The sequence below is a fragment of the Aliivibrio logei genome (assembly GCF_001691055.1).
GTDB classification, from domain to species: Bacteria; Pseudomonadota; Gammaproteobacteria; order Enterobacterales; family Vibrionaceae; genus Aliivibrio; species Aliivibrio salmonicida.
In genome coordinates this window covers 305,797-319,035 of sequence record NZ_MAJU01000008.1, presented here as the reverse complement: position 1 = coordinate 319,035, position 13,239 = coordinate 305,797, and the positions used below count along the sequence as shown (strand labels likewise).

Genomic DNA, 13,239 nt, shown 5'->3' with positions numbered 1-13,239 from the left:
AATCATTATATGACTCAACCTCAACCTTGGTATAAGCAGTTTTGGCCTTGGTTTCTCATCATTCTTCCAGGCACCGTTGTCGTTGCTTGTATCACTACTTTCGTCCTTTTTGTTCACAATGATGTCGATTTAGTTGCTGAAGATTATTATAAAAAAGGCAAAGCAATTAACGTTGATCTTTCTAAGATAAAAGTCGCTCAAAACCTCTCGATTTTCGCAAAAGTACGCGATCTTGGTGATACAATTGAAATTCAATTAGATAAAGGAAAATTGGAACATAACCCTGCTATTAAAGCTATTTTTACTCATAGAACATTACCAGATCGAGATTTCTCAAAAATACTCACATCTGATGCAAAAAGCATTTATCGCATTCAATTAGATGAACCATTAACGGGTCCATGGTTTATTGAACTATTACCACATGATAGTTCGTGGATGATCCAAGGTCGCATCAATTTCCCTACCGTAGACTTTTTTCCTTTAGGTAAATAAAACCATATGTCAAAGGATTGTTACCATTGCAATGAGCCTGTCCCTACAGGCTCTTCTTTTCAAGTTGATATATTAGGTCAAAAGCGAGATATGTGTTGCCCAGGCTGTGAATCAGTAGCGCAAACAATCATCGATAATGGCCTATCTTCTTATTATCAATATCGTACTGCACCGGCAGATAAAGCCAATTTAGTCCCAGATCAATTAAAAGCACTTGAGCATTATGATCACAAAGAAATTCAAAAAGAATTCGTAAGAACAACTGAAAACAACAAAGAAGTGACACTGTCACTTGATGGCGTGTCTTGCGCCGCTTGTGCTTGGTTGATTGAAAAACAATTAGCGAAAGCAAAAGGAATTCATCAAATAACCGTTAATACGTCAACTCATCGAGCATTATTAAGTTGGGATCCGAAAGAAACAGAATTAAGCACACTATTAACGTTAATCCACCAATTGGGTTATAAAGCGGCGCCATTTGAAGCCGATAAACAAGAAGAAGAATACCATCGCTCAATGAAACAATACCTGTATCGTTTAGGTATTGCAGGATTAGCTACCATGCAGGTGATGATGCTCGCTGTCGCGCTGTATCTCGAGGTTTTTGGGGACTTAGACCCTGAATTTAGAAACTATTTACGATACGTTAGTTTAGTTTTTGCAACACCAGTTATGCTTTATTCTGCATTGCCTTTCTATATGAATGCATGGCGTAGCCTTAAAGCCCGAACACTTGGGATGGACGTTCCGGTTTCTATTGCGATGTTATTTGCCTACTTTGCCAGTGTTGTCGCGACGGTAACAGAAAAAGGTGAAGTATTTTTTGAATCTGTCGCTATGTTTACTTTTTTCTTGTTGCTTGGTCGATTTCTTGAAATGCGGGCACGACGCAAAGCAGCTGCAATTACAGGGAATCTATTAAAATTAGTCCCAGTCATGGCAACCCTACAATCAGGAAAAAGAGTTCCTGCCAGAACATTAGATATTGATGATATTGTTATTGTTCCTCCAGGTGAGCATTTACCCGCTGATGGCGTAGTAATCTCAGGATGTAGTGCAATTGATGAATCAATGTTTACTGGTGAATCCATGCCTGTAGCTAAGAATGAATCAGACCCTGTTTTTTCTGGCACGATCAATGGTGATGGCAATTTAACGGTTCGAGTAACCAAAACCAAAGCAGATTCATTAATTTCTACCATCGTAAAATTACAAGATGAAGCTCAAATGTCGAAGCCAAAAGTCGCAGAAATTGCAGATTTAATCGCTAGATATTTTGTTGCGGGTATTCTGATTATTTCTGCATTTACTTGGTTCTATTGGCATGAAACAAAACCTGATGATGCATTTTGGATCATGTTGTCAGTTTTAGTCGCAACCTGTCCGTGTGCACTTTCTTTAGCAACACCAACAGCAATCACTTGTTCTACTTCTCGTCTTGCGCAGCTTGGATTAATGTTACGTCGAGGGCACGTATTAGAAACCCTCTGTAAAGTAAATCGCTTAGTGATTGATAAGACAGGGACCTTGACCGAAGGGAACGTTCAATTAACTCATATACATTGCTTTACCGACGTCACAGAAAAAGAAAGTAAAACGTTAGCCGCAGAGCTTGAGTCTTTTGCAAATCACCCTATTGCTCGTGCTTTCTCTGAATTTAGAGATCCAAATAAAAGTCATTTCGACCGCGTAGAAAATATCATAGGCTCTGGTCTTATTGGTTATTCAGGCAGTGATGAATGGAAGATCGGTCATCACCAATTTACTTGTCCAAAAGCCACATTAGAAAATAAGCAAAATTACCAAGTATGGTTATCTAAAAATAATTGCCCTATTGCGGCTTTTTCTTTAAATGATCCGATTCGAAAAGAAAGTTATGAATTCATTCAATCTCTTCATACTTTAAACATTAAAATTACCATGTTAACAGGTGATAATAGCTCGGCTGTTGCGAAAGTGGCTAAAGAATTAAATATTGATACCGTTATCTCTGGTGTATCACCAAAAGGGAAATTAGATTATCTAACCTCACTACCAAAAAATGAAGTCTCTCTAATGGTTGGCGATGGTATAAATGATGCCCCTACACTCGCAGGTGCCCACCTTTCCATTGCTATGGGTTCAGGCACTGATGTCGCAAAAGCATCCGCCGATATGATATTGATCGGTGATAACCTCACTCGCTTAATCGAAGCACGAACATTAGCGATTAAAACACGTAAGATTATTCGCGAAAACTTAGCATGGGCATTAGGTTATAATGCCATAATTTTGCCATTAGCCGTTATGGGCCTTGTTGCACCTTATATTGCCGTTGTCGGTATGTCAGCAAGCTCTATTATCGTTGTTTCCAACTCTTTAAGGTTATTGAAAAATGGCTAGTTTGTATTTATTAATTCCTATCGCAATACTGCTTGTCTGTGTTGCTGTTGCTATATTCATTTGGGCGGTAAAAAGTGATCAATTTGAAGATCTTGACCGTCAAGGATCTCAAATCCTCTTTGATGAAGATATTCAAATAAAGAAAGATGACCATGAACAGTGATTTTATTGGTGCGTTTATTATTGGTTTAATGGGCGCAGGACACTGCATTGGTATGTGCGGAGGAATATCGGCTGTAATATCAATGGGTTCAGATGGTAATAAATACCCTAGATGGTGCTTTATCTTATTATATAACCTTGGAAGAATAAGTTCTTATGGTATTTTCGGGTTTATTGTTGGCGGGATATTTGTATCTATTGCACAAACAAGCTCAAGTTATAGTGCGCTAGTTTACTTACGGGTGTTTGCTGGCATAATGATGTGTCTGTTAGCGCTATACATCGCTAATTGGTGGAAAGGCATTGTTTACATTGAAGTAATAGGGAAACAATTATGGCAATTTATCTCCCCTTTAACAAAACCATTATTACCTTTAAAATCCCCTTTCCATGCTATTCCATTTGGATTTTTATGGGGGTGGTTACCTTGTGGATTAGTCTATTCAACACTCACTTGGGCCGCGGTTTCAGGAAGTGCTCTCAATGGCGCATTGGTTATGATGGCATTTGGTTTAGGTACCTTACCTGCCATGTTTCTTGTTGGTATTGGTGCTCAAACCCTAAAAACATGGCTAAATCATAAACTAACCCGAAACGTAGGGGGTTTATTGCTTTTAGCTTATGGACTTCAAACGATATATGTTGCGCTAGATCAACTCCGCTAATTATATTTTTTTTGCATTGTTTTGTATTTATGCTACCACTTTAGGACTGGTTGATGCTAAAATTGACTTATATCAATTATAAGAGCATTGAATGAGATGATGTCAGATAACTCAGCAAACAAACGAATTCAATCAGGTGGGTGTGCTATTCACTGTCAAGATTGCAGTATCAGTCAATTATGTATACCGTTCACATTAAATGAATCGGAATTAGATCAGCTAGATGAAATCATCGAGCGCAAAAAGCCGATTCAAAAAGGCCAAGAACTGTTTAAAGCGGGTGATGAACTAAAATCACTGTATGCAATTCGTTCAGGTACAATCAAGAGCTACACCATTACTGAACAAGGTGATGAGCAAATTACCGCTTTTCATTTAGCGGGTGATTTGGTTGGTTTTGATGCGATTACTGATGCAGAACACCCAAGCTTTGCTCAAGCGCTTGAAACATCAATGGTATGTGAAATACCTTATGAAATTTTAGATGACCTTTCAGGTAAAATGCCTAAGCTCCGTCAACAAATTATGCGTTTAATGAGTAATGAAATTAAAGGTGACCAAGAAATGATCCTTCTGCTTTCTAAAAAGAACGCAGAAGAGCGCTTAGCGGCTTTCTTGTTTAACTTATCGACTCGTTTCCACCAACGTGGTTTTTCACCTCGCGAATTCCGTCTTACTATGACTCGTGGTGATATTGGTAACTACCTTGGTCTAACCGTAGAAACAATCAGTCGCCTACTTGGCCGCTTTCAAAAAACAGAAATGTTAACGGTAAAAGGCAAGTATATAACCATCAATGATCATGATGCATTAGCCGAACTTGCAGGTTCAGTTAAAGCAATAAAATAGCCTCTGTTATTTTGAAACACATCTCATAGTGAGGCACTTCTCTTTGAAGTACCTCACTTTTTTATATCTAATTCCCCCCAATACTCTCCCTACCTGCTAAAATTAAATTAACAATTCTATTTATGAATTTGGTTTTTACCAAGGAGGTTATTATGAACCGCTATCGTAAAATACTCGTTGCAGCGATCATTGATCAAGAGAAACAACCCGCTCTTGAACGCGCATTAGATTTAGCAAATAGAAGTACGAAATCGACAGATATTACCCTTTTTTGTACTATCTATGATTTCTCTTATGAAATGACATCCATGCTCTCTCCAGAAGAGCGCACGGCCATGCGTAATGGTGTCGTATCTCAAAAAGTGACGTTTCTTAACTCTCTAGTGTCGTCATACACACTCGCAGAGCATATAACAATAAAAGTAAAAGTCCTTTGGCATAATCGGCCCTATGAAGCCATCATTAATGAAATATTTGACGACAAATACGATATATTAATAAAAGCGACCAGAGAACACGCTAAGTTAGAGACCGTTTTCTTTACTCCGACTGATTGGCATTTATTGCGAAAATCGCCAATTCCAGTTCTACTAGTTAAAGAGCGCTCATGGCCTGAAAATGGCAATATTCTAGCGTCAGTACATGTCGGTTCTGAAAATCCAACACATATAAAACTTAATGATAAAATGGTTGAAGAAGCACAATATTTCGCTGAAGTCTTAAATGCTACGCCTCATTTAGTTAACGCCTATCCATCAACACCACCATCAATTCATGTTGAATTACCTGAATTTGATAGTGTTCATTACAAAGATGCGATACGTGGTTATCACCTAACTGAAATGAAAGCACTAAGACAAAAATACGGCATCCCAGAAGAGCAAACCCATGTTTATGAAGGGCCAACTGAAGATGTCATATCCGAAGTCGAAGATGAGCTGCATGCTGAACTTGTTATTTTAGGAACCACAGGGCGAACAGGTTTGTCCGCTATTTTTATTGGTAACACCGCAGAGAACACACTTGCGTTACTAAATAGTGATATTTTGGCACTGAAACCAGAAGGTTATATTAGCCCTCTTGACCCAAATAACTAACCTTAAAAATAAGCATAACTAGGGCGATATATATCGCCCTTTTCTTTATTTTATACGCAGTAAACCAATAAACTAATTCCCTCCAAACCTCGCTTATTCGTTTTCTTTGGGTATAATACCCGCCTTATCCGTTCCATGAGTCGATTAGAGTAAGTAATGAGCGAATTAACCAAAGCGCAGCAACAAAATTTCACTAAGCTTCAGAAAAAAATCCGTCGTAATACAGGTAAAGCTATTGCCGATTACAACATGATTGAAGATGGCGACCGTATTATGGTTTGTCTATCTGGTGGTAAAGACAGCTTTACCATGCTTGATATTCTTATCGGCTTAAAGAAAAGTGCGCCAATCTCATTTGATCTAATCGCTGTAAACCTAGACCAAAAACAACCTGGTTTCCCTACTCATATTTTACCTGAGTACTTAGATACATTAGGGGTTGAATACCGAGTTGTTGAAGAAGATACCTACTCAATTGTTCAAGATAAATTGATTGAAGGTAAAACGACTTGTTCTTTATGCTCACGCTTACGTCGTGGTATTTTGTATCGTACAGCAAAAGAACTGGGGGCAACGAAAATTGCACTTGGTCACCACCGTGATGACATATTAGAAACGATGTTCTTAAACATGTTCTACGGCGGAAAACTGAAAGGCATGCCGCCAAAACTAGTGTCAGATAATGGCGAACACGTCGTGATTCGCCCACTGGCTTATTGTCGTGAAAAAGACATCATTAAATATGCTGATCTAGCTGACTACCCTATTATTCCATGTAATCTTTGTGGCTCTCAACCTAACATGCAACGCCAAAACATTAAGCAAATGCTAAATACATGGGATACACAGTTCCCAGGACGTATTGAATCAATGTTTACAGCAATGCAAAACGTTGTACCAAGTCACCTTGCTGATTTTAATACTTTTGACTTTAAGAGTATTAATCGAGATTCAGGCGTGATCAATGGTGGTGACATTGGTTTTGATAAAGAAGAAATGCCAGTACAGCCCGTTGATATTGATGATGCAGTTACAGAGTTCGACCCATCATTAAAATTAGATGTTGTGAACGTACAATAACGTTAAACCTTTGATACAAAAATAAAAAAATGGCGCTACTTTTAAATAAGTAGCGCCATTTTTATTTAAATAAACTACTTAACAAGCCAAGGAATCACTTTCAGAGGCACCGCAGGCAAACTGAACGTAACATCATCAGAAAAAGCACTTAACTCTATTGTTGCTTTCCCATCTTTAGTCGCAATAGATGTTCCGTCCGACGCCTTAATTGGTAACGTTACTTTGTCATTAAAAACAAAACTAACACCTTCAACCTTTGGCATAAAGTATTTAGAAAACATGCCACCAATATCAGAAAGCATCGCATCCATTTGAATGGTTAATAAAGACAATTCTTTTGAGCTCACCTTTTTTTCAAACGTTTTGTTTGCTAATACTTCCATTGAAATATCGCATTGCTTCCCTTCTTCAGTTTGAATATAAACCAAAGGATTCGCCGATTTAAGATTGGTGTCGAGCGGAAGAGGTAATTCTTGATTTACAGGAATAGTGAATTCTTCATAATGCTCTTCTTTTGCCATCCATGCTTTTGTGATCTGGCATGCTTTACCTGTTTGAGAATCATTAAAGAATAAAGCCATACGTACATCTTCGTGGCCTTCTTTTTGATTCACTTTCAACTGATAATACAATTTACTGTAAGTAAATCGATATTGTTCAGCCTGAGCTGGCAGAGTAAAACACAACAGCGACAATAACGTCGTTGTCACACCAATCCATTTTTTCATTTTATCTCCAATATTGACTATTATGGCGAATCATCGTTTGGATTTCTTCGACATACGCTTCACCGCGCTCAGAATAACGAATTAATCCTTTTGCTAATACTGTCGCTTGTTGCTCATCAGTGAGCGGTTCGGTTGACTTATGCAATTCAAGACGAATAACACGTAATTCTTTATACGCGTTATTGCGATTTACATTCATAAAATAAGCATGTACTGCAGCCTGAGATGAATCGAATTTAGCGACTTCATGTGCAGCACCTTCATTACGTTGATTCGGTACTAAGCCACAGCCTTTACTGTAACACCATTGACCAAAGTAATTGCTTGCTTCACGAGCAAAACGGGAGGTTCCCCATGCTGATTCATTAGCACCTTGGCTTAATACTAACGGCGCAGGGATCAAATCAACCTTAACCAATAGAGAAGAAAGCCATTCAGAAGTAATTCCTTCATCAGAAAGAGCACTTTTATAAGATTCAGCCAACTCTCCAACTCTCGTCGTTTCCGCCGACGTTAACGATTCTGATTTAGCGACTTTATCCGAAATTCGCTCTAAAAATACACGCTCTTCAGCAACACGTATATTTTCATTCATTACCGCGGGATACATAAAATTAAAGAAGGCTGCTTTTTTTTCTTTCACATCCTTGAATCCCTTAAAATCAGGCACATCTTCTTTGGGTGTACAGGCAACAACCGTTAATAGTGTAATCGCCGAAATTAGAATTTTTTTAATCATTAGAAACTCACGCGTTAAAAATATTATTTTGAACTTGATGATCTGGGCCGTTGCCCTCATCGTCTTTTTTAACCATCACTTTTAACGTAATACCAAACATATTACGATAAAGAATGCCTTTAATATTGAAGATAAACGGCATCACAACAATTAAACCAACACCATACAACGCAATACCAAAAACAAGAGCCAGCATAATAACAACATGAATAAGCAGCATTGAGCCGAGTTTCTTATTTGTTGCTCTAAAAGAAAGCAGCAACGCTTTTAGTGGCATCACTTTCTTTTCACAGACAAGTAAAATAGCAAAGCCAAATGCCATCGATAGGTACAAAGCCACTAACGGAAGGTAAAGATTAACCATTCCTTGGAATACTTCAGATAAAATAGTGACAAGTGCAACCATTCCAGCAGAAGCAATACCTTTAAATATATATTGCGTAGGACACTTTATTCCCGCGGCATGACTCATCCCCATCAAACTGGCGCCAGCGGTTAATGGAGAAACAATAACTTGAGCACTTAAACCTGCAACAAAAGCGGCATAAGATATTTTAGATGTTAATTCGACTTCTCCTAAAATAGCCTTAAACAAAACAGCAGGATCACCTAACTGAATTTGCAAAGCTAAAAAGAAAATTGCCATGTAAGAAAACGTCAGCAAAAGAATTGCTGGAGAAAAAGTAAAAAAATGTTTAATCGTATTTTTCCAAGCTTCTTGGATAACACTAACAGGGCTTAATTCAACTTCGCCTGATAAGGCTTTTTCGATGCTACCACCAAGGACAAACGTTTTTTCTTTCGGTTGTTCATTCATTTTTGCACACCACAATAAAACATGGCGCGATTATACGGCTTTCACCATCTGAGTGCAGTAGTCATAAAAAAGAAATTAACGATTTATTTGATAATAGCGGAATATCATCAAAAACAATTGTAACAAAACCAACCAAGTTGCTGATCTTTGTCTATAATAAAGCACGAAATATATACAGAATAGTTATGATAATCAGAGTCTTTTAAAAAAATATGACTAATGAAATAAAAAACACTTTGCATATCGTTACTTGGGGTCTATTATGCGCCCGAAATCACATCATACATTCACCACACTAAGAGCGGTATCACTACCCAAGGCGGAGATAAAAAGACATTGAACGTTACACTACAATCCGAAAAAAATGCGGTTATTAAATTAACGGGCATTTCAAAAAGCTTTGATGGAAAAGAAGTTATATCTAAATTTGATTTAGACGTAAATCACGGTGAATTTTTAACGATTCTAGGCCCATCAGGTTGTGGTAAAACCACAGTGTTACGCATGATTGCAGGTTTTGAAACCGCAGATGCAGGAACAATTTTACTGGATTCGAAAGATGTAACGTCTATCCCCGCAGAACAGAGGCATGTGAATACTGTATTCCAAAGCTACGCCCTATTCCCACACATGACGGTATTTGACAACGTTGCGTTTGGTTTACGTATGCAAAATGTGCCAAACAAAGACATCGAATCACGCGTAATGGAAGCATTACAAATGGTGCGTCTAGCACAAATGGCAAATCGTAAACCGCACCAGTTATCAGGTGGTCAACAACAACGTATCGCGATTGCACGTGCTGTTGTAAATAAGCCAAAAGTTCTATTGTTAGATGAATCTTTATCTGCCCTTGATTACAAATTGCGTAAGCAAATGCAGATTGAGCTAAAACAACTACAACGTCAGTTGGGTATTACTTTTATTTTTGTAACTCACGATCAAGAAGAAGCCCTTTCTATGTCAGATCGCATCATTGTTATGCGTGACGGTGTTATCGAACAGGACGGTACTCCTCGTGAAATTTACGAAGAACCTAAGAACTTATTCGTTGCTCGCTTCATCGGTGAAATCAATGTGTTCGCCGCTACGGTGCTAGAACGCCTAGATGACAAGCGAATCAGAGCCGAAATCGAAGACACGTCAGCAGTCGTTTATTGTGATCTGGATGTCAACCCAGGCGATAAAGTAAAAGTGCTACTGCGCCCTGAAGATTTGCGACTGGAAGAAATTAAAGAATCAGACACCAAAGGCATCACCGGTTACGTTCGTGAACGTACTTACAAAGGGATGACATTGGACTCTGTTCTTGAATTAGATTCAGGCATGCGTGTCATGATCAGTGAATTCTTTAATGAAGATGATCCAGATGTTGATCACTCTTTAGGTCAAAAAGTAGCAATTACTTGGGTTGAAAGTTGGGAAGTGGTGCTCGCAGATGAACAAGAAGTTTAATCTCCAAAATATCATCATCACCGTTATTGTAACGTGGTTACTGTTGTTCGTGTTCATTCCTAATGTAATGATCATAGGCACAAGTTTCCTTACTCGTGATGAAGCAAATTTAATCGAAATGACGTTTACACTAGATAACTACCTTCGTCTTTTTGATCCTTTGTACGCAAAAGTACTGTGGCATTCATTTTATATGGCCATTGTTGCAACACTACTGTGTTTAGTTGTGGGTTACCCATTTGCTTACATTGTTGCAAAAATGCCAGAAAAATGGCGTCCATTTATGCTGTTTTTAATCATTGTTCCTTTTTGGACTAACTCACTGATCCGTACTTACGGACTTAAAATTGTGTTAGGAACTCAAGGTATTTTGAACAAAGGGTTACTTGCGATGGATATCATTGATAAACCATTACGCATTATGTATTCAGAAACAGCGGTAATGATAGGTTTAGTCTATATCCTATTACCATTTATGATTTTGCCTTTGTACTCTGCAATTGAAAAGCTAGATAATACCTATTTAGAAGCAGCAAAAGATCTTGGCGCAAATAAGCTGCAAACACTGTTAAAAATAGTTCTGCCATTAACCATGCCAGGGATCATTGGTGGTTGCTTATTAGTTCTACTCCCCGCTCTTGGTATGTTCTACATTTCTGATTTATTAGGCGGCGCGAAAAACCTATTAATCGGTAATGTTATTAAAAGCCAAGTATTAAACGCTCGAGATTGGCCATTTGGTGCAGCGACCAGTATTGCCCTCACCTTGGCAATGGCATTAATGCTGTATGCCTATTATCGAGCTGGCAAGTTATTAAATAAAAAGGCGGATCTAGACTGATGGGACGCGCAATAAAAATCAGCTTTATGAGTTTGGTGTATATATTCCTATACCTACCAATCATCGTTTTGATCGTAAACTCATTTAACGCAAGTAAATTTGGCATGAAATGGGGTGGATTTACCACCAAATGGTATGAAGCGTTAGTCAACAATGACAGCTTAATGCAAGCTGCTTGGCATTCAATTACGATTGCCGTAATTTCAGGCACCGCTGCAACCATTATTGGTAGCTTAACTGCCGTAGCCTTATTTCGTTACCAGTTTAAAGGCAAAAAATTTGTTAACGGTTTACTGTTCATCGTCATGATGTCACCAGATATTGTGATGGCTATTTCACTCTTGGCTATCTTCTTGGTGATTGGATTTGAACTTGGATTTTTTACACTATTAATTTCTCACATTACTTTCTGTCTTCCCTTCGTGGTAGTTACGGTATACAGCCGTTTGAAAGGGTTTGATGTGAAAATGTTAGAAGCGGCACGAGATCTAGGCGCTAGCGAATGGGTTATCTTAAAACAAATTATTTTACCGTTAGCTAAACCTGCAGTGGCTGCTGGCTGGCTATTAAGCTTCACATTGTCACTGGATGACGTGATTATCAGTTCGTTTGTAACAGGACCAACCTATGAGATCTTACCACTGAAAATCTATTCAATGGTAAAAGTAGGTATTTCACCTGAAGTAAATGCCCTAGCAACCGTCATGTTAATCGTATCACTTGCTTTAGTTGTGCTATCACAACTGCTAGCAAGAGAGAAAATAAAGTAACGTTTAATAAATTCAAATACATTGTTTCGTATAAACAATGAAATCTGGAAGACATGCCTTTTGTTCGACATGTCTTCTTTTTTATCACTCTTAATGGAGAGTCAATCAATGAACAAAATGGCTGCGTTTTTTACTGGAACCGCCTGCGCTTTAGCAATGACAATGAATGTTGCACACGCAAAAGAAAATGATGAATTGGTATTCATGAACTGGGGACCATACATCAACAGTAATATTATCGAAGAATTTACTAAAGAGACTGGAATTAAGGTGATCTATTCTACCTACGAGTCTAACGAAACCTTATATGCAAAAATGAAAGCGCATAACAAAGGTTATGATTTAGTGGTTCCATCAACGTACTTTGTCGCAAAGATGCGTGATGAAAAAATGCTTCAACCTATTGATAAATCAAAAATATCAAATTTTGATGGTTTAGATACTAACTATTTAAATAAACCTTTTGACCCTCAAAACGAATACTCAATCCCACACGTAGTCGCCATTACAGGTTTAGCGGTCAATACTGACATGTATGATCCCGCTGACTTTAATAGCTGGGCTGATTTATGGAACCCAGAATTTGAAGGCCAATTAATGTTAATGGATGATACTCGTGAAGTATTCCATATTGCATTACGTAAGTTAGGTTACTCAGGTAACTCTACCAATCCTAAAGAAATTGATGAAGCCTACGCTGAGTTGCAAAAACTAATGCCAAATGTATTAGTCTTTAATTCAGATAACCCAGCCGCTCCCTATTTAGCAGGAGAAGTTGGCCTTGGTATGCTTTGGAATGGTTCTGCCGCCGCAGCACAAGCTGAAGGATTACCAATTAAACTGATCTTCCCTAAAGAAGGCGGTATTGGTTGGGTAGACAATTTTGCAATCCCTGCTGGTGCAAAAAATGTAGAAGCATCTCATAAAATGATAAACTTCTTACTTCGTCCAGACATTGCTGCCAGAATATCCACGGATACTGGTTACCTAACAGCTGTTCAAGTTTCTAATGACAAATTCAAAGATGTTGCCCCTCTATTTCCATCTCAAGCAGATCTAGATCGCGTCGAGTGGCAATCAGCAGTGGGTAACATGACGGTAAAATACGAAGAGTATTTTTTAAAACTGAAAGCCGGACAGTAGCCTAACCCTTTACTGA

The 13,239-nt window shown here is 38.3% G+C and carries 14 protein-coding genes; 11 read left to right on the top strand and 3 right to left on the bottom strand.

What is annotated here, in order from left to right; genetic code table 11:
* Window positions 1-9 precede the first annotated feature (9 nt).
* The 7 genes from A6E04_RS05700 to ttcA all read left to right on the top strand — a co-directional run bounded on the left by A6E04_RS05700 (window position 10) and on the right by ttcA (window position 6,730).
* Window positions 10-495 carry a FixH family protein gene (locus tag A6E04_RS05700; protein WP_012550217.1) on the top strand — a complete coding sequence of 162 codons (486 nt, stop codon included), beginning with the start codon at window positions 10-12 and terminating at the stop codon, window positions 493-495.
* Window positions 496-501: 6 nt separating this feature from the next.
* Window positions 502-2,877 (top strand): heavy metal translocating P-type ATPase, encoded by a 2,376-nt coding sequence (locus A6E04_RS05695; protein WP_065610425.1) that lies wholly within the window; start codon window positions 502-504, stop codon window positions 2,875-2,877.
* Entirely contained in the window at window positions 2,870-3,040 is a 171-nt protein-coding gene (gene ccoS / locus A6E04_RS05690) for a cbb3-type cytochrome oxidase assembly protein CcoS (RefSeq protein WP_017022333.1), read from the top strand. Before A6E04_RS05695 ends, ccoS begins: the two co-directional genes overlap by 8 nt.
* Window positions 3,030-3,704 carry a sulfite exporter TauE/SafE family protein gene (locus A6E04_RS05685; protein ID WP_065610423.1) on the top strand — a complete coding sequence of 225 codons (675 nt, stop codon included), beginning with the start codon at window positions 3,030-3,032 and terminating at the stop codon, window positions 3,702-3,704. The genes ccoS and A6E04_RS05685 overlap by 11 nt, the downstream gene beginning before the upstream one ends.
* 96 nt (window positions 3,705-3,800) lie before the next feature.
* Window positions 3,801-4,553 carry a fumarate/nitrate reduction transcriptional regulator Fnr gene (locus A6E04_RS05680; RefSeq protein WP_012550221.1) on the top strand — a complete coding sequence of 251 codons (753 nt, stop codon included), beginning with the start codon at window positions 3,801-3,803 and terminating at the stop codon, window positions 4,551-4,553.
* Between the two features lie 152 nt (window positions 4,554-4,705).
* A complete protein-coding gene (gene uspE, locus A6E04_RS05675; RefSeq protein ID WP_065610421.1) occupies window positions 4,706-5,650 on the top strand; it encodes a universal stress protein UspE in 945 nt (314 codons plus the stop codon).
* Window positions 5,651-5,806: 156 nt separating this feature from the next.
* Window positions 5,807-6,730 (top strand): tRNA 2-thiocytidine(32) synthetase TtcA, encoded by a 924-nt coding sequence (gene ttcA, locus A6E04_RS05670; RefSeq protein WP_017022331.1) that lies wholly within the window; start codon window positions 5,807-5,809, stop codon window positions 6,728-6,730.
* Between the two features lie 74 nt (window positions 6,731-6,804).
* Here ttcA and A6E04_RS05665 read toward each other — a convergent pair whose 3' ends face one another.
* The 3 genes from A6E04_RS05665 to A6E04_RS05655 are packed head-to-tail and all read right to left on the bottom strand — an operon-like array spanning window position 6,805 to window position 9,014.
* Window positions 6,805-7,458 (bottom strand): DUF2987 domain-containing protein, encoded by a 654-nt coding sequence (locus tag A6E04_RS05665; RefSeq protein WP_065610419.1) that lies wholly within the window; start codon window positions 7,456-7,458, stop codon window positions 6,805-6,807.
* A gap of 1 nt (window position 7,459) precedes the next feature.
* On the bottom strand, window positions 7,460-8,197 hold the full coding sequence (locus A6E04_RS05660; RefSeq protein ID WP_017022330.1) for a glucosaminidase domain-containing protein: 738 nt from the start codon (window positions 8,195-8,197) through the stop codon (window positions 7,460-7,462).
* A gap of 7 nt (window positions 8,198-8,204) precedes the next feature.
* Complete coding sequence (locus A6E04_RS05655; protein ID WP_012550226.1) at window positions 8,205-9,014, bottom strand: DUF2189 domain-containing protein; 810 nt, start codon at window positions 9,012-9,014, stop codon at window positions 8,205-8,207.
* Between the two features lie 336 nt (window positions 9,015-9,350).
* Between A6E04_RS05655 and potA the strand changes: the two genes are divergently transcribed.
* The 4 genes from potA (at window position 9,351) to A6E04_RS05635 (ending at window position 13,223) form a co-directional block, all read left to right on the top strand.
* Complete coding sequence (gene potA / locus A6E04_RS05650) at window positions 9,351-10,469, top strand: spermidine/putrescine ABC transporter ATP-binding protein PotA (protein WP_012550227.1); 1,119 nt, start codon at window positions 9,351-9,353, stop codon at window positions 10,467-10,469.
* Window positions 10,453-11,310 (top strand): spermidine/putrescine ABC transporter permease PotB, encoded by an 858-nt coding sequence (potB, locus tag A6E04_RS05645; protein ID WP_012550228.1) that lies wholly within the window; start codon window positions 10,453-10,455, stop codon window positions 11,308-11,310. The genes potA and potB overlap by 17 nt, the downstream gene beginning before the upstream one ends.
* On the top strand, window positions 11,310-12,080 hold the full coding sequence (potC, locus tag A6E04_RS05640) for a spermidine/putrescine ABC transporter permease PotC (RefSeq protein ID WP_065610416.1): 771 nt from the start codon (window positions 11,310-11,312) through the stop codon (window positions 12,078-12,080). The genes potB and potC overlap by 1 nt, the downstream gene beginning before the upstream one ends.
* Before the next feature lie 108 nt (window positions 12,081-12,188).
* A complete protein-coding gene (locus A6E04_RS05635) occupies window positions 12,189-13,223 on the top strand; it encodes an extracellular solute-binding protein (RefSeq protein ID WP_023603248.1) in 1,035 nt (344 codons plus the stop codon).
* Window positions 13,224-13,239: the final 16 nt, after the last annotated feature.

Excerpts from the sequence above, each read along its gene's own strand:
- A6E04_RS05695 (WP_065610425.1), top strand. The coding sequence starts at position 502 with ATGTCAAAGGATTGTTACCATTGCAATGAGCCTGTCCCTACAGGCTCT.
- A6E04_RS05660 (WP_017022330.1), bottom strand. The coding sequence starts at position 8,197 with ATGATTAAAAAAATTCTAATTTCGGCGATTACACTATTAACGGTTGTT.
- A6E04_RS05685 (WP_065610423.1), top strand. The coding sequence starts at position 3,030 with ATGAACAGTGATTTTATTGGTGCGTTTATTATTGGTTTAATGGGCGCA.
- potC (WP_065610416.1), top strand. The coding sequence starts at position 11,310 with ATGGGACGCGCAATAAAAATCAGCTTTATGAGTTTGGTGTATATATTC.
- A6E04_RS05700 (WP_012550217.1), top strand. The coding sequence starts at position 10 with ATGACTCAACCTCAACCTTGGTATAAGCAGTTTTGGCCTTGGTTTCTC.
- A6E04_RS05680 (WP_012550221.1), top strand. The coding sequence starts at position 3,801 with ATGATGTCAGATAACTCAGCAAACAAACGAATTCAATCAGGTGGGTGT.
- ttcA (WP_017022331.1), top strand. The coding sequence starts at position 5,807 with ATGAGCGAATTAACCAAAGCGCAGCAACAAAATTTCACTAAGCTTCAG.
- ccoS (WP_017022333.1), top strand. The coding sequence starts at position 2,870 with ATGGCTAGTTTGTATTTATTAATTCCTATCGCAATACTGCTTGTCTGT.
- A6E04_RS05665 (WP_065610419.1), bottom strand. The coding sequence starts at position 7,458 with ATGAAAAAATGGATTGGTGTGACAACGACGTTATTGTCGCTGTTGTGT.
- uspE (WP_065610421.1), top strand. The coding sequence starts at position 4,706 with ATGAACCGCTATCGTAAAATACTCGTTGCAGCGATCATTGATCAAGAG.
- A6E04_RS05655 (WP_012550226.1), bottom strand. The coding sequence starts at position 9,014 with ATGAATGAACAACCGAAAGAAAAAACGTTTGTCCTTGGTGGTAGCATC.
- potB (WP_012550228.1), top strand. The coding sequence starts at position 10,453 with ATGAACAAGAAGTTTAATCTCCAAAATATCATCATCACCGTTATTGTA.
- A6E04_RS05635 (WP_023603248.1), top strand. The coding sequence starts at position 12,189 with ATGAACAAAATGGCTGCGTTTTTTACTGGAACCGCCTGCGCTTTAGCA.